Here is a 14,029-nt window from a genome sequence, read left to right as displayed (position 1 = left end):
GGCGTGGCGGGGGCTTTTTCCGGTTCGGCGAAGAAGCGCAGCACGCCGTCGGCCGCTTCGCCGCTGGTGCCGGCGTAGTCGCCGTCGAGCCGGTACAGGCCGGCGCCGGCGTGGGTGTCGACGACGGTCAGCGCGGCGTCTTTTTAAAGCAGGTGATCGAGGGTGGCAATCAGGACCGTGTGCTTGAGCACGTCGGCGTGGTTGCCGGCATGGAACGCGTGGCGGTAACTGAACATGGAATGAGGCCTGAAAAAGTGGAAAGGGGAGCGCTAGACTCGCGCGGCGCTACATTGATTTACAAAACACAACGAGGGGCAGCAATGCGAGGAGCCGGATGGCGATTTTGGGGCCTGTGCGTCGGCGCGGGTGTTTTGTCTATTTTGACGGGCTGCGCCTCCGTGACCCACGGCACCACGCAGAACGTGAAGGTCGAGACCCTGTCACCCGAGGGCAAGGTGGTCGACGGCGCCCGCTGCCGGGTCTCGAACGACCGCAATGATGCGGTGGTGCGCTCCGGCCTGACCCTGCCGGTGCGGCGTTCGGGCGAGAACCTGAACATCGAATGCACCCAGTCCGGCCTGCCGCCGGCCCGCGGCCAGGCGATTTCGCGCGTCAACGTGGGCCTGGTCGGCAACGTGATGATCGGCGGCCTGGTCGGCGTGGCGATCGACACCGGCACCGGCGCGGGCTTCAACTACCCGAGCTGGATCCAGCTGATTTTCGGCGAGGTGCGCAGCTTCGACCGCAGCGCGCAGACCGGCGATGAAGCGACCGTTGGCATGAAGATCGGCACGACCGAGATGGCGGCCGCGCCGGCGCCGAAGACGGCCGTGGCAGCGCCTGTGCCTGCGCCCGCGCCGGCCGTGGTCGCGCCACCGCCGCCTCCCGTGGCGGTTGCACCGCCCGCTCCGGTGCGCCCCGCACCTGCGGCGCCGCCCGCCGCACCCGACGCCCGCGTCTCGATGGACGACCTGCGCGGCCTGCTGCCCGCCAAGCCGTGAAGCCGATGTGGAAGAACGCCGCGCCGTGGCTGTGCGCCGCGGGCGCCCTGCTGGCCGCAGGCCCCGCCGCCGCGCTGGAGCCCGACGCCCTGTTCGCCAAGCTGACGGGCAGCGTCTGGGCCGTGCGCACCTTCGACGCGCAGGAGCGCCCGCTGCGCGCCGGCAGTGCCGTGGTGATTGCGCCCGGCCGGCTCGTCACCAACTGCCACGTGCTCGCCAAGGCCAGCAATTTCGTGGTCAAGCGCGACAACGTCACCTACGGCGCCACGCTCGAATACCCGGACCCGGGGCGCGACCTGTGCCAGATCAAGGTCGCCAACTTCACGGCGCCGCCGGTGGCGCTGGCGCCTGCTGGCACCGCGCGGGTGGGGCAGCGCGTGTACGCCATCGGCAACCCGCGCGGGCTGGAAAACACGCTCAGCGAAGGCCTGCTGTCGGGCCTGCGCGGCGGCGACGGCGAAGCCCGGCTGCTGCAGACCACGGCGGCGATTGCGCCCGGATCGAGCGGCGGCGGGCTGTTCGACAGCGACGGCCGCCTGCTGGGCATCACCACCTTTGCCGCCCGCGACGGCGGCAACCTGAATTTCGCGATGCCGGCCGAGTTCCTGGCGGAACTGCCGGCCCGCGCCCAGGCGCAACTGGCGGCGCGGGCCCGCGAGCCTGCGGGCGCTGCCGCCCGCCGGGTGGCCGACGCCGGTGGGGCGGGCATCCCGCTGACCGAGCCGCTGCGCGCCGGCGACGCGCTCGAGTACGTGCGCACGGACCGGCTGACGGGAAACCGGGCGCCGGTGATCTACCGGGTGGACCGGGTCAGCGGCGACGAGGTGTCGTTCAATGCCGGCAGCCGGATCGAGAAGACCAACGGGCAGGTGGTCTCCATCACGTCGCCGGCCGGCGGCCTGTTCGACACCGCGTCGCCGCCGGGCGGCTGGGCATTGCGCAAGGACGACATCCAGCCCGGCATGCGCTGGCAGCTCGACTACGTGACGACCACCGGCGACCGGCTGCGGCATGAACTCACCGCCTCGGTGGGCGGCGAGCAGACGATGCGTGTGGACGGGGTGGAGTTGAACGTGATGCGCATCGGCTACGAGGGCTGGATCTTCGCCTCCAGCACCACCAGCTTGCCGCTGACCGGCGCCAGCACGCGCTTTCGGGGCGCCGCCTGGTACAGCCCCGAGCTGGGCCGGGTCGTCCGTTTCGAGGGCGAATACCAGCGCGGGGTCTCCTCGGGGGCCAACGAGAGCCTGGAACTCGTCCGCATCCAGCGCTGAGGCCCCCGGAAGCCCGAAAATTGGCCGTTTGGCCATTTCTTCATATAATCGCGGGCTTCGCAGCGTTTTTGTAGCCCCGCGGCGAAGGCATGCCAGCTGCCCGTTCATTGGGCGGAAGGCGTGAAAACCCACCTAAGAGATTCCCATCAGAGGAACGCCGACCGTGGAAAAGGGCTCGCCAAACCCTCTTTCAAGAGAAAAACTCATGACCAAAACGTTCAGCGCCAAGCCCGCTGACGTGACGCACGAGTGGTTTGTGATTGACGCGACCGACAAGGTCCTCGGACGAGTAGCCAGCGAAGTTGCTCTCCGTTTGCGCGGCAAACACAAGGCCATTTACACGCCTCACGTCGATACCGGTGACTACATCGTCATCATCAACGCCGCGCAACTGCGCGTCACCGGCGCCAAGTCGATCGACAAGGTGTACTACCGTCACTCGGGCTACCCGGGCGGTATCACGGCGACGAACTTCCGCGACATGCAGAACAAGCACCCGGGCCGCGCCCTGGAAAAGGCTGTCAAGGGCATGCTGCCCAAGGGCCCGCTTGGTTACGCGATGATCAAGAAACTCAAGGTGTACGGTGGTGCAGAGCACCCGCATACCGCCCAACAGCCCAAAGTGCTGGAACTGTAAGGAGCCTTGAGAATGATTGGTGAATGGAACAATGGCACCGGCCGTCGCAAATCCAGCGTCGCCCGCGTGTTTCTGAAAAAAGGCACCGGCAAGATCACGGTCAACGGCAAGGACATCCAAGCGTTCTTCGGCCGTGAAACCTCGATCATGATCGCCAAGCAGCCCCTGGCGCTGACCAACAACCTCGAAGCTTTCGACGTGATGGTCAACGTGAACGGCGGCGGCGAATCGGGTCAAGCCGGCGCCACGCGCCACGGCATCACCCGTGCCCTGATCGACTACGACGCTTCGCTGAAGCCCGTCCTGAGCCAAGCTGGCTTCGTGACGCGTGACGCACGTGAAGTCGAGCGTAAGAAGGTCGGTCTGCACTCCGCCCGTCGCCGCAAGCAGTTCAGCAAGCGCTGATCCCCTGCTCGTTGCGAGACAAGAAGCCGCCCTCGGGCGGCTTTTTCGTGGCCGCGTCCCCCAGGTGCCCCTGGTGGATGCGGCGCCCGACCCCACTTGCGATGGGTGCTCGCCACAGTCGGCCTGCCGAAAATGCGGCATTGCAGTAGCATCCGTCCCATTGGCCGCCCAAGCGGCCCCCCAAGGAGTTTCACCCCATGAGCGCTGTTGCCGAAAACATCCAGACCCAGATGCCCGAGCCGATCGTCTTCACCGACAGCGCGGCCGCCAAGGTTGCCGACCTGATCGCCGAAGAGGGCAATCCCGACCTGAAGCTGCGCGTGTTCGTGCAGGGTGGCGGGTGCTCGGGCTTCCAGTACGGTTTCACCTTCGACGAGATCACCAACGAAGACGACACCACCATGACCAAGAACGGTGTGTCGTTGCTGATCGATGCCATGAGCTACCAGTACCTGCTCGGCGCCGAGATCGACTACAAGGAAGACCTGCAGGGCGCCCAGTTCGTCATCAAGAACCCGAACGCCACCAGCACCTGCGGCTGCGGTTCCAGCTTCTCGGCCTGATGCCTGGATGCTGCTGACCAGCCCCCTCGAAAAAGCCGCCTCCGGGCGGCTTTTTGCTGCCTGTCGTTTTTCCTTCTGAATCCGCGCCTTCCCGATGAGCCCCGACACCGCCGTCCCCGTCGATCCCGCCCGCAAGAGCCTGCTGTGGCTCGTGGCCGTGGGCTTTTTCATGCAGACGCTGGACGCCACCATCATCAACACGGCGCTGCCCGCGATGGCCGCCAGCCTGGGCGAGAGCCCGCTGCGCATGCAGTCGGTGGTGGTGGCCTACGCGCTCACGATGGCGATGCTGATCCCGGCCTCGGGCTGGATCGCCGACCGCTTCGGCACGCGGCGCGTCTTCTTTTGCGCCATCGTGCTGTTCGCGGCCGGCTCGGTGCTGTGCGCGCTCTCGCAGGGGCTGGGGCAGCTCGTGGCGGCGCGGGTGGTGCAGGGCCTGGGCGGGGCGCTGCTGCTGCCTGTGGGGCGCCTGGCGCTGCTGCGCACGGTGCCGCGCGGCGAGTTCCTGCAGGCGATGAGCTTCGTGGCCATTCCGGGGCTCATCGGGCCGCTGCTGGGGCCCACGCTGGGCGGCTGGCTGGTGCAGTACGCCTCCTGGCACTGGATCTTCCTCATCAACGTGCCGGTGGGGCTGGCGGGCTGCATCGCCACGCTGCGCTACATGCCGGACCTGCGCGGCGCGCTCCAGAAGCGCTTCGACGGCGTGGGCTACGCGCTGCTGGCCTTCGGCATGGTGGCGATCTCGCTGGCGGTCGACGGCGTGTCGGGGCTCGGGCTGCGCCAGGGCGGGGTGATGGCGGTGCTGATCTTCGGCTTCGCCGCCGTGGTCGCCTACTGGCTGCGCGCGGCGCGCACGCCCGAGCCGCTGTTCTCGCCCGCGCTGTTCGGCATTCCGACGTTGAGCATCGGCCTGCTGGGCAACCTGTTCTCGCGCCTGGGCAGCAGCTGCATGCCCTTCCTGGTGCCGCTGCTGCTGCAGGTGTCGATGGGCTATTCGCCGGTGCGCGCCGGGCTGATGATGCTGCCGGTCGCGCTGGCCGGCATGGCGATGAAGCGCTTTGCCACGCCGCTGATCACGCGTCATGGCTACCGCCGCGTGCTGGTGGCCAACACGGTGCTGGTCGGCTGCACCATGGCCAGCTTCGGCCTCACGGCGCCGGGGCAGCTGGTGGCGCTGCACCTGCTGCAGCTGCTGGTGTTCGGCGCGGTCAACTCGCTGCAGTTCACGGCCATGAACACCATCACCCTGAAGGACCTCGACGGCGGCATGGCCAGCAGCGGCAACAGCCTGCTGTCGATGGTGCAGATGCTGGCGATGAGCCTCGGTGTGGCCGCGGCCGGCGCGGTGCTGGCGGGCTACAACGGCGTGTTCGGCACGGCCACGGCGGTGCAGACGCTCGATGCGTTCCAGGCCACGTTCGCGACGATGGGGCTCATCACGGTGGCTTCGGCGCTGATCTTTTGGCATCTGCCGGCAGAAGTGCGGGCGGCGCAGCCTGCGCAGCCGGAAGTTTCCGGCCAGGGTTGATGCAGATCAGGCCGGGTAGATCGCGCCGAGCACCCGCGCCCCGCGCGCGCCGGTCACGCTCGCGAGGTTGCCGGGTTCGCGCCGGACGGTGCGCCGGGCCAGCCACGCGAATGCGGCCGCCTCGACCTGCTGGGGCGGCAGGCCGTGTTCCGACGACGCCTGCACCTGCACGCCGGGCAGCAGGGCGCGCAGGCGGCCCATGAGGTGGTCGTTGAGTGCACCGCCGCCGCAGACGATCAGCAAGGCGCTCTCTTTTTGATAGCTTCTCAGCGCTGCCGCGCAGGTGCTGGCGGTCAGTTCGGCCAGCGTGGCCTGCACATCGACAGGCGCCCAGGCGGCCGTGCCCAGGTGGCCGGCCAGCCAGTCCGGATGGAATAAATCGCGCCCCGTGCTCTTCGGCGGCGCCTTGGCGAAATACGGCTCGGCCTGCAGCCGGGCCAGCAGTTCGGGCAGCACGCGTCCGCTGGCGGCCCACTGGCCGCTCCGGTCGAAGGGCTGGCCGAGGTGGCGCTGGCACCAGTGGTCCATCAGCGCGTTGGCGGGACCGCAATCGAAGCCCAGCAGGGGGGCGGTGCCCGCCGGCGCGTTCGTGGCGGGCAGCAGGCTCAGGTTGGAGATGCCGCCGAGGTTCAGCACGGCAACGGGCGCGTCGGGCCGGGCGAACAGCGCCTGGTGAAAGGCCGGCACCAGCGGGGCGCCCTGGCCGCCGGCCGCGAGGTCGCGGCTGCGGAAGTCGGCGACCACGTCGATGCCGCTCAGTTCGGCCAGCAGCGAGGGGTTGTTGACCTGCAGCGTGTAGCCCGTGCCGTCGAATTCGAGCGGCCGGTGGCGCACGGTCTGGCCGTGGGCGCCGATGGCGGTGACGGCGCTGGGTGCCGTGCCGGTGCTGACCAGCAGCTGCGCGACCACGTCGGCATACACCCGCGCCAGGCCGTTGCCGGCCAGGGCCGCGCGGTGCAGTTCGTTGTCGCCGGGGGTGTTGAGCGCCAGCAGCTCGGCGCGCAGCGGAGCGGGAAAGTCGGCGCTGGCGTGGCCGATCACCGCGAGGTGGCCGTCGTCGGAGAAATCGGCAATGACGCCGTCGACCCCGTCGAGCGAGGTGCCCGACATCAGGCCGATGAAGCGTTGCTGCGGCGGCTGCGGTGCGGCGGCCATGCCTGGGGGCGCGAGGCTCAGTCGGCGCTGGCCTGGATCACCGAGAAGGCAGCAGCCAACTCGGTGCGGGCGCCCACGGCGATGCGCTCGAAGGCCGGACGCAGGGCGGCGGTGATCGGGGCGCCGCCTTCCTGCGCGATCGTGGTCGGGTCCTGGTAGGCCCCGCCGACGCGGTATTCGAAGTGCAGGTGCGGGCCCGTGGCCCAGCCGGTCGAGCCGACGGCGCCGATGGTCTGGCCCTGGCTCACGCTCTCGCCGGCCTTCACGTTGATGCGGCTCAGGTGGGCGTAGGCCGTCTGCTGGTTGTTGCGGTGGTTGATGATGACGATGTTGCCGTAGCCGCTTTGCGTGCCGGCGAAATCGACCGTGCCGTCACCGACCGTGCGCACCGCGGTGCCCGTGGGCGCCGCGTAGTCGATGCCGTTGTGCTGGCGCCAGCTGTTCAAAATCGGGTGCATGCGCATCGCGAAACCGCTGGACACGCGCGAGAACTCGACCGGCGAGGCCAGGTAGGCCTTGCGCAGGCTGTCGCCGTTCGGACGGTAGTAGCTGCCCTTCTGGCCCGCGCCCGGGGGCTGGAACCAGACGGCCTGGTGGACCTTGCCGTTGTTCTCGAACTCGGCCGAGAGCACGCGGCCGCTGCGCAGCGCCTGGCCGTCGGCTTCGAAGGTCTCGTAGACCACGGCGAAGCGGTCGCCCTTGCGCAGCGAGCGCACGTCGACGTCGCCCGCGAAGATGTCGGCCAGCTGGCTCGCCACGGCGTCGGGAATGCGCGAGTCGTCGGTGGCGGCGAACAGCGAGCTGCGGATGGTGCCGCTGGCCAGGCGCGTGCCCGGCGTCAGCATGTCGCGCTCGGTACGGGCGACAAAACCGGTGGGCGTGCGCTCGACGACGAAACGCTTGAAGCCGCCGTCGGCGTCGGGAATCCAGCGGGCGCTCAGTTTTTGCAGCTGGTTTTCCTGCGTGGCTTCGGCCGTCACGGTGCGGCCCACGCGCGCGAACAGCGCCATGCGCGCTTCGGCGTTGCCACGCACGAAGGCGGTGGCGGCGGGGTCGGAAATGCCCAGGCGCTTCATCAGCGCCTCGGCCGTGTCGCTGGAGCGCGAGACGTCGGTGCGGAACAGCGTGAAGCTGAAGTTCTCGAGCGACGCCGACTGGTCGGCGAAGGACACCGGCGCGGTGGCTTCGAGCACTTGCTGGATGGGGAGGTCGGACGCGTCGGGACCGAGCGAGGCGACCGCGAGGGTGCCGGCGCTGAGCAGCATCGCAGCGATCGCTGCGGTGATCTGCTTGGGGTACGTCCGGAATGTGTAGGCCACGCGGGAAGCGAGAAGCTCCTCGGCGGCGAGAATGCCGTTGATCAAACTGTGGATTCCAACTCAGGTTCTGCAGGTCCGTGCTGCAAGGCCCAGTGCGTTCAGGGCGGCAGGAGACGGTGCGGAAAAAAAGCGCCGCTTAGAATCCGGCGCTTGAAAAGTCGGGCTGAGTATAGCTTCGGCCACCGGAAAAACCGCCAAAAAAGCCCATGAACGCCGAATCTGTTACATCCACCAGCCTCTCCGATGGTGTAAGACAAGCCCTCGAAATATCCCTCCGTGGCGCTGACGAGCTGCTGCCGCAGGACGAGTGGGTCAAGAAGCTCCAGAAGGCGGAAGCCAGCGGCAAGCCGCTGCGCATCAAGCTGGGCCTGGACCCGACCGCACCGGATATTCATATCGGACACACGGTGGTGCTCAACAAGATGCGCCAGCTCCAGGACCTGGGGCACCGCGTGATCTTCCTGATCGGCGACTTCACTTCCCTGATCGGCGACCCCTCGGGCCGCAACAGCACCCGCCCGCCGCTCACGGCCGAGCAGATCCGCGCCAACGCCGAGACCTACTTCGCCCAGGCCAAGCTGGTGCTGGACGAGTCGAAGACCGAGATCCGCTACAACTCCGAGTGGAGCGACCCGCTGGGCGCGCGCGGCATGATCCAGCTGGCGGCCAAGTACACGGTGGCGCGCATGATGGAGCGCGACGACTTCAACAAGCGCTTCAAGGCCGGCCAGTCGATCTCGGTGCACGAGTTCCTGTACCCGCTGATGCAGGGCTACGACTCGGTGGCGCTTGAAAGCGACCTCGAACTGGGCGGCACGGACCAGAAATTCAACCTGCTGGTCGGCCGCCATCTCCAGCAGGAATACGGCCAGGAGCCGCAGTGCATACTTACTATGCCGCTGCTCGAAGGGCTCGACGGCGTCGAGAAGATGTCCAAGAGCAAGGGCAACTACATCGGCATCAGCGAGGACGCCAACAGCATGTTCGCCAAGGTGCTGTCGATCTCCGACACGCTGATGTGGCGCTGGTACACGCTGCTGAGCTTCCAGTCGGTGGCGCAGATCGAGGCGCTGAAGGCCGAGATCGCTGGTGGCCGCAACCCGAAGGACGCCAAGGTGGCGCTGGCCAAGGAAATCACCGCGCGCTTCCACAGCGCGGCGGCGGCCGACGCGGCGGAGCAGGATTTCATCAACCGCAGCAAGGGCGGCGTGCCCGACGAGATTCCCGAGGTGGCGCTGAGCGGCGCCCCGCTGGGCATCGGCCAGCTGCTCAAGCAGGCCAACCTGGCGGCTTCGTCGGGGGAAGGCAATCGCCTGATCGACGGCGGCGGCGTGCGCATCGATTCGGTCGTGGTGTCCGACAAGGGCCTGAAGCTGCCTGCGGGCAGCTACGTGGTGCAGGTCGGCAAGCGCAAGTTTGCGCGGGTGACCCTGAGCTGATCGCAAAAAAAGGCCCCTCGGGGCCTTTTTCAATGGGGGCAGCGCGTTCAGCGCACCTCGATGGTCACGCGCCGGTTGCGGGGCTCGTCCACCTCGTCGGCGGTCGGCACGGCCAGGTCGCGTTCGCCGCGGCCCACGGCCTCGATGCGGTTCGCCGGGAACTGGCGCTCCACGAACAGCTGCACCACTTCCTGCGCGCGGCGGCGCGACAGCTGGTCGTTTTGCTCGCCGGCACCCTTGGTGTCGGTGTGGCCGGTCACCACGATGTCGCCGCCGCTGCGGGCCAGCGCGGCGGCCAGCGCCTCGGTCATGATCTGCTGCGACGCCGCCGTCAGCGTGGTGGTGCCCACTTCGAAGAACACCGTGTAGCGCTGCGGAAGCGGCGGGCGCATGTCGAACAGGGGCTTGTTCTCGGCCTGGACCTTGGCCGCGTCGGCCTGGTCGACCACCGGTGCACCGCTCGCGCCCACCGCCGCCGTGGCGCGCTGGTAGGGCTTGGAGAGCACTTCTTCGCCGTCCTTGGCGCGCACCACCACAGCGGAGGGCGTGCCGTCAGCCTGGGGCAGGAGCACCACGCGCGTGCCCGGCGAGGAGCAGGCGGCCAGGAACAGGGCGACCGTGGTCGCGAGAAGAAGGGAGGAGCGGCGTAACAGTGTCTGCATCTTTTCAGGGTTGGCCGTCGGTCTGCACGATGAAGTCCGTGCCCCGAATGCCGATGGTGGCGGTCTGGGTTTCGACGCGCACGGCGTCGGGGTTGGTCTTGCCGATGAGGCCGGTGATCATGCGCATCGAGCCGCGCAGCAGCGACACCAGCATGCCGCCGTCGCGGGTGGTGCCGTCGAAGTGGAATTCCTTCAGGTCCATGCGCGAGGACGGGCCGACCATCAGCGTGGTGTTGTCGCGCAGCACGACGGCGGCCGACGAGTCCGGGCCGGTCACGATGCGATCGACCGCGCCCAGCGCGTCGCCGGGGGCCGCCGTGCGCGTGGCGCCGGCGCTGTCGAGCAGCTGGACGTTGCCGCGCACCGTCTTCACGAAGCCGGCCTGCTGGGGCGCGGCTGCTGCTGCGGGCGCCGCAGCGGGTGCCTGGGCCTGGGCCAGGGTGGCTGCGCCGACGATGGCGAGCCCGAGGGCGGCGGTCAAAAATTTCTTCATCATTTGCCTCTCTGTGACTGATTGCTTCGCAATGAGCGCAAATATTAAGGCGAAGGCGTTACATATGGTCACGCGGCTGATAATTCAACCGATTCCTGCGACGTAATGCCCGCCCGCACAGGCCCTTTTTACCTGATCTTGTTCTTTCTGCATGACGTTGACCCCTAAAACGCTGCTTCGCGTCTCCGTCGCGGTGGCCCTGCTCACCATCCTCCTGAAGGGATGGGCCGGCTACCTGACGAACTCGATGGGCCTGATTTCGGACGCCATGGAGTCGTGCGTCAACCTCGCCAGCGCGATGTTCGCGCTGGCGATGGTGACCATCGCCGAGCGCCCGGCCGACGAGGACCATCCCTACGGCCACCACAAGGCCGAGTACTTCTCGTCCGGCTTCGAGGGCCTGCTGATCGTGGCCGCCGCCGTCGCCATCCTGTGGGTGTCGGTGCTGCGGCTGCTGTCGCCGCAGCCGCTGGAGCAGCTGGGCTGGGGCCTGGCGCTGTCGGTGATCAGCTCGGGCTTCAACGCGGCGCTGGCGTTCGTGCTGTTCCGGGCGGCGCGCGCGCACCGCTCCATCGCCCTGGAGGCCGACGGGCGCCACTTGATGACCGACGTGTGGACCTCGGTCGGCGTGCTGGTCGGCATCGTGGCCGTGCATTTCAGCGGCTGGCTCTGGCTCGACCCGCTGATCGCCATCGGCGTGGCGCTCAACATTGTGCGCGAGGGCTTCAAGCTCGTGTGGCGTTCGTCGCAGGGCCTGATGGACGAGGCGCTCGATGCCGAGACGCTCGCCACCGTGCGCGCCACGCTCGACGCCTTCGCCGCCAACCATGCCGAGGGCGACCGGCTGCGCTTCGACGACATGGTGACGCGCGGCGCCGGCCAGCGCCGCTTTGCCGACCTGCACATGCACGTGCCCGGCGACTGGACCCTGCAGCGCGCCGCCAACCTGCGCGACGAGCTGGAGCAGTCGCTCATGGACGCCGTGCCCGGCCTGCGCGTGACCATCCAACTGCTGCCGCTCACCATGGAAGCGCGCGCCACCCGACTCGAGGACCACCATTCATGAAAGCCGTGCTCCAGCGCGTCGCCCACGCCCGCGTCGACATCGCGGGCCAGACCGTCGGCGCCATCGAGGCCGGCCTGCTGGTGCTGCTGTGCGCCGAACGCGGCGACGCCGACAGCGTGGCCGACCGCCTGCTCGCCAAGATCCTCAAGCTGCGCATCTTCTCGGACGAGGCCGGCAAGATGAACCGCAGCGTGCAGGACATCGGCGGCGGCCTGCTGGTCGTGAGCCAGTTCACGCTGGCCGCGGACGTGAGCGGCGGCAACCGCCCCAGCTTCACGCTCGCGGCGCCGCCCGACGAAGGCCGCCGGCTCTACGAGTACTTCGTGGCGCAGGCGCGCGGCGCGCACCCGGTGGTGGCAACGGGCGAATTCGGTGCCGACATGCAGGTGCACCTGCTGAACGACGGGCCCGTCACGATCCCGCTGCAGATGACGGCGTGAACGGCGCGGGGCGGATCACCGCTTCCCACGCCACCTTCGGTTCGTCGTAGCGCAGCACGCGCACCTCCTCGAGGTGCTGCAGTTGCCAGCCGTCGGCAAACAGCCGCTCGACCGCGGCGCGGTCGAAGAAGCGCTTGGGAATGCCGTCCACCGTGTAGAAGACATCTTCGTCCCGCCCGCTGACCGACGGGCCGCGCGCGCCGTGGTGCAGGTCGTTGACCGAATTGAGGCGGCACAGCAGCACGCCACCCGGCCGCAGCACGCGGTGGATGCGCCGCACCAGCGCCAGCGTTTCGTCCCACGCGAAGTAGTGCAGCGACAGGCTCGCGAGCACGGCGCCGACCGTGGTGCCTTCCGCCAGCGGCCACGTCTCACGGAAATCGCCGCAGTGGAACTCGGCGCCTGTCGGCACGCGTTGCCGCGCCTGCGCCAAGGCGTCGGACGACAGCTCGACCGCCACCACCCGCAGTCCGGCATCGACCAGCGTGGCGGTGTCGCGACCCGCTGCGCAGCCCAATTCGAGCACCGGCCCGTCGCCGGCGCATGCGCGCAGCAGCGGCAGCCAGCGCGGCAGCCAGGGATCGGTGCCCGACGCCATCGCGACCTCCGCTCAGCGCCCGTACGGGCTGCGGATGCCCAGGCCCGCGAGGATCTCGATTTCGTACGCTTCCATCTCGTCCGCGTCGGCCTCGCTGGTCTCGTGGTCCCAGCCCTGCGCGTGCAGCGTGCCGTGCACCAGCAGGTGCGCGTAGTGCGCGGCGAGCGTCTTGCGGTTTTCCTTGGCCTCGCGCGCCACCACGGGCGCGCACAGCACCAGGTCGGCCATCACGACCGGGCCCTGCGCATAGTCGAAGGTGAGCACGTTGGTCGCGTAGTCTTTGCCGCGGAACTCGCGGTTCAGGCGCTGGCCCTCGTCGGCATCGACGATGCGCACGGTGATCTCGCCGTCGATGTCCAGCGCATGGCGAATCCATCGGTTCACGCTGTGGCGCGGCAGCGCGGCGCGGTGGCGCTCTACGCCCTTGAAGCGCCCGAACTGCAGCGACAGCGACAAGGCCGGAAGCAACGAGGCCGCCATCTCAGTGGCCTCCCGAGCGCTTGCGCTGCCCGTCGTAGGCATCGACGATCTTCGCCACCAGCGGATGGCGCACCACGTCGGCGCTCGTGAAGTGCGTGGTCGCGATGCCGGCCACGCGCTTGAGCACGCGCTCGGCGTCGATCAGGCCGCTGAGTTGCTGCTTGGGCAGGTCGATCTGGCTCACGTCGCCCGTCACCACCGCCTTGGCACCGAAGCCGATGCGCGTGAGGAACATCTTCATCTGCTCCACCGAGGTGTTCTGCGCTTCGTCGAGGATCACGAAGGCGTTGTTCAGCGTGCGCCCGCGCATGAAGGCCAGCGGCGCAATCTCGAGCACGTTGCGCTCGAAGGCCTTCTGCACCTTCTCGTAGCCCATGAGGTCGTACAGCGCGTCGTACAGCGGGCGCAGGTAGGGGTCGACCTTCTGCGTCAGGTCGCCCGGCAGAAAGCCCAGGCGCTCGCCCGCTTCGACGGCCGGGCGCGTGAGCACGATGCGCTGCACCGCCGCGCGCTCCAGCGCATCGACCGCGCAAGCCACCGCCAGGTAGGTCTTGCCGGTGCCGGCCGGGCCGATGCCGAAGGTGATGTCGTGCTTGGCGATGTTGTCCAGGTACAGCGCCTGCGTGGGCGTGCGGGCGCGCAGGTCGGCGCGGCGCGTGACGAGCATGGCCGCGTCCTCGTCGCTCATCGAGCCGTCGCCGGCCAGCGTGAGCTGCACCACGGCCGGGTCGATGGCGCGCTGGGCGATCTCGTACAACGCCTGCAGCACCTCCATGGCCCGCTGCGCCGGGGCCTTGGGGCCGTCGACCTTGAACTGCTCGTGGCGGTGCGCGATCTTCACGCCCAGGGCGTCCTCGATGCGGCGCAGGTGCGCATCCAGCGGGCCGCACAGGTGACCGAGGCGCGAATTGTTCAGGGGGGTAAAGGTGTGTCGCAGAATCACGCCGGACATTTCAAGGAAAAAGGGCA

Annotated in this window: 16 protein-coding genes and 1 pseudogene; 9 read left to right on the top strand and 8 right to left on the bottom strand. The window is 68.7% G+C overall.

Annotation, left to right across the window (positions count from 1 at the left end):
• Window positions 1-236 (bottom strand): annotated as a pseudogene (gene rlmJ / locus AC07XP_RS27315) (23S rRNA (adenine(2030)-N(6))-methyltransferase RlmJ); the annotation flags it as partial.
• A gap of 162 nt (window positions 237-398) precedes the next feature.
• On the opposite strand from rlmJ, the gene AC07XP_RS27310 reads away from it, so the two are divergent.
• The 6 genes from AC07XP_RS27310 (at window position 399) to mdtD (ending at window position 5,408) form a co-directional block, all read left to right on the top strand.
• Window positions 399-1,001: a hypothetical protein gene (locus AC07XP_RS27310; RefSeq protein WP_495266437.1), complete on the top strand. Its 603-nt coding sequence runs from the start codon at window positions 399-401 to the stop codon at window positions 999-1,001.
• A gap of 5 nt (window positions 1,002-1,006) precedes the next feature.
• Window positions 1,007-2,275, top strand: a complete 1,269-nt coding sequence (locus tag AC07XP_RS27305; protein WP_492738086.1) for a S1C family serine protease — start codon at window positions 1,007-1,009, stop codon at window positions 2,273-2,275.
• 205 nt (window positions 2,276-2,480) lie between these two features.
• Entirely contained in the window at window positions 2,481-2,912 is a 432-nt protein-coding gene (gene rplM / locus AC07XP_RS27300) for a 50S ribosomal protein L13 (RefSeq protein WP_062479213.1), read from the top strand.
• 12 nt (window positions 2,913-2,924) lie between these two features.
• On the top strand, window positions 2,925-3,317 hold the full coding sequence (rpsI, locus tag AC07XP_RS27295) for a 30S ribosomal protein S9 (RefSeq protein ID WP_062479216.1): 393 nt from the start codon (window positions 2,925-2,927) through the stop codon (window positions 3,315-3,317).
• A 197-nt stretch (window positions 3,318-3,514) separates the two neighbouring features.
• On the top strand, window positions 3,515-3,880 hold the full coding sequence (erpA, locus tag AC07XP_RS27290) for an iron-sulfur cluster insertion protein ErpA (RefSeq protein ID WP_056577477.1): 366 nt from the start codon (window positions 3,515-3,517) through the stop codon (window positions 3,878-3,880).
• Window positions 3,881-3,974: 94 nt separating this feature from the next.
• On the top strand, window positions 3,975-5,408 hold the full coding sequence (gene mdtD, locus AC07XP_RS27285) for a multidrug transporter subunit MdtD (RefSeq protein WP_495266436.1): 1,434 nt from the start codon (window positions 3,975-3,977) through the stop codon (window positions 5,406-5,408).
• A gap of 6 nt (window positions 5,409-5,414) precedes the next feature.
• Here mdtD and AC07XP_RS27280 read toward each other — a convergent pair whose 3' ends face one another.
• Together AC07XP_RS27280 and AC07XP_RS27275 are read right to left on the bottom strand one after the other, a co-directional pair.
• Window positions 5,415-6,563, bottom strand: coding sequence for an anhydro-N-acetylmuramic acid kinase (locus AC07XP_RS27280; RefSeq protein WP_495266435.1), 1,149 nt, complete (start codon window positions 6,561-6,563; stop codon window positions 5,415-5,417).
• 17 nt (window positions 6,564-6,580) lie between these two features.
• On the bottom strand, window positions 6,581-7,927 hold the full coding sequence (locus tag AC07XP_RS27275; protein WP_062479224.1) for a M23 family metallopeptidase: 1,347 nt from the start codon (window positions 7,925-7,927) through the stop codon (window positions 6,581-6,583).
• A gap of 161 nt (window positions 7,928-8,088) precedes the next feature.
• Here AC07XP_RS27275 and tyrS point away from each other — a divergent pair, with 161 nt between their 5' ends.
• Window positions 8,089-9,321, top strand: a complete 1,233-nt coding sequence (gene tyrS, locus AC07XP_RS27270) for a tyrosine--tRNA ligase (RefSeq protein ID WP_495266434.1) — start codon at window positions 8,089-8,091, stop codon at window positions 9,319-9,321.
• A gap of 47 nt (window positions 9,322-9,368) precedes the next feature.
• Here tyrS and AC07XP_RS27265 read toward each other — a convergent pair whose 3' ends face one another.
• Both AC07XP_RS27265 and AC07XP_RS27260 read right to left on the bottom strand, forming a co-directional pair.
• Entirely contained in the window at window positions 9,369-9,983 is a 615-nt protein-coding gene (locus AC07XP_RS27265) for an OmpA family protein (RefSeq protein WP_095746883.1), read from the bottom strand.
• 4 nt (window positions 9,984-9,987) lie between these two features.
• A complete protein-coding gene (locus AC07XP_RS27260) occupies window positions 9,988-10,479 on the bottom strand; it encodes a FecR family protein (protein WP_370877923.1) in 492 nt (163 codons plus the stop codon).
• A 148-nt stretch (window positions 10,480-10,627) separates the two neighbouring features.
• Here AC07XP_RS27260 and AC07XP_RS27255 point away from each other — a divergent pair, with 148 nt between their 5' ends.
• Window positions 10,628-11,542 carry a cation diffusion facilitator family transporter gene (locus AC07XP_RS27255; RefSeq protein WP_139706050.1) on the top strand — a complete coding sequence of 305 codons (915 nt, stop codon included), beginning with the start codon at window positions 10,628-10,630 and terminating at the stop codon, window positions 11,540-11,542.
• Complete coding sequence (gene dtd / locus AC07XP_RS27250; RefSeq protein WP_099793121.1) at window positions 11,539-11,982, top strand: D-aminoacyl-tRNA deacylase; 444 nt, start codon at window positions 11,539-11,541, stop codon at window positions 11,980-11,982. Before AC07XP_RS27255 ends, dtd begins: the two co-directional genes overlap by 4 nt.
• Here the strand turns inward: dtd and AC07XP_RS27245 are convergent.
• From AC07XP_RS27245 to AC07XP_RS27235, 3 genes are read right to left on the bottom strand one after another with little or no spacing between them, the layout of a single operon-like run.
• Window positions 11,954-12,580 carry a class I SAM-dependent methyltransferase gene (locus tag AC07XP_RS27245; protein WP_495266433.1) on the bottom strand — a complete coding sequence of 209 codons (627 nt, stop codon included), beginning with the start codon at window positions 12,578-12,580 and terminating at the stop codon, window positions 11,954-11,956. The genes dtd and AC07XP_RS27245 overlap by 29 nt on opposite strands.
• A gap of 12 nt (window positions 12,581-12,592) precedes the next feature.
• Window positions 12,593-13,060, bottom strand: coding sequence for an rRNA maturation RNase YbeY (ybeY, locus tag AC07XP_RS27240; RefSeq protein WP_139706054.1), 468 nt, complete (start codon window positions 13,058-13,060; stop codon window positions 12,593-12,595).
• A 1-nt stretch (window position 13,061) separates the two neighbouring features.
• The gene (locus AC07XP_RS27235; protein ID WP_172438305.1) at window positions 13,062-14,012 is read right to left on the bottom strand and encodes a PhoH family protein; all 951 of its coding nucleotides are present in this window, start codon (window positions 14,010-14,012) and stop codon (window positions 13,062-13,064) included.
• Between the last annotated feature and the right edge of the window lie 17 nt (window positions 14,013-14,029).

The organism is Variovorax sp. GW531-E2, from assembly GCF_059423125.1.
The sequence above is the reverse complement of the archived record's forward strand: the minus strand, read 5'-3'. Positions and strand labels throughout refer to the sequence as shown.

What these genes read in the sequence shown, in the direction of transcription:
- AC07XP_RS27305 (WP_492738086.1), top strand. Translation starts at nt 1,007, where the DNA reads ATGTGGAAGAACGCCGCGCCGTGGCTGTGCGCCGCGGGCGCCCTGCTG.
- rplM (WP_062479213.1), top strand. Translation starts at nt 2,481, where the DNA reads ATGACCAAAACGTTCAGCGCCAAGCCCGCTGACGTGACGCACGAGTGG.
- rpsI (WP_062479216.1), top strand. Translation starts at nt 2,925, where the DNA reads ATGATTGGTGAATGGAACAATGGCACCGGCCGTCGCAAATCCAGCGTC.
- erpA (WP_056577477.1), top strand. Translation starts at nt 3,515, where the DNA reads ATGAGCGCTGTTGCCGAAAACATCCAGACCCAGATGCCCGAGCCGATC.
- mdtD (WP_495266436.1), top strand. Translation starts at nt 3,975, where the DNA reads ATGAGCCCCGACACCGCCGTCCCCGTCGATCCCGCCCGCAAGAGCCTG.
- AC07XP_RS27280 (WP_495266435.1), bottom strand. Translation starts at nt 6,563, where the DNA reads ATGGCCGCCGCACCGCAGCCGCCGCAGCAACGCTTCATCGGCCTGATG.
- tyrS (WP_495266434.1), top strand. Translation starts at nt 8,089, where the DNA reads ATGAACGCCGAATCTGTTACATCCACCAGCCTCTCCGATGGTGTAAGA.
- AC07XP_RS27265 (WP_095746883.1), bottom strand. Translation starts at nt 9,983, where the DNA reads ATGCAGACACTGTTACGCCGCTCCTCCCTTCTTCTCGCGACCACGGTC.
- AC07XP_RS27260 (WP_370877923.1), bottom strand. Translation starts at nt 10,479, where the DNA reads ATGATGAAGAAATTTTTGACCGCCGCCCTCGGGCTCGCCATCGTCGGC.
- AC07XP_RS27255 (WP_139706050.1), top strand. Translation starts at nt 10,628, where the DNA reads ATGACGTTGACCCCTAAAACGCTGCTTCGCGTCTCCGTCGCGGTGGCC.
- dtd (WP_099793121.1), top strand. Translation starts at nt 11,539, where the DNA reads ATGAAAGCCGTGCTCCAGCGCGTCGCCCACGCCCGCGTCGACATCGCG.
- AC07XP_RS27245 (WP_495266433.1), bottom strand. Translation starts at nt 12,580, where the DNA reads ATGGCGTCGGGCACCGATCCCTGGCTGCCGCGCTGGCTGCCGCTGCTG.
- ybeY (WP_139706054.1), bottom strand. Translation starts at nt 13,060, where the DNA reads ATGGCGGCCTCGTTGCTTCCGGCCTTGTCGCTGTCGCTGCAGTTCGGG.
- AC07XP_RS27235 (WP_172438305.1), bottom strand. Translation starts at nt 14,012, where the DNA reads ATGTCCGGCGTGATTCTGCGACACACCTTTACCCCCCTGAACAATTCG.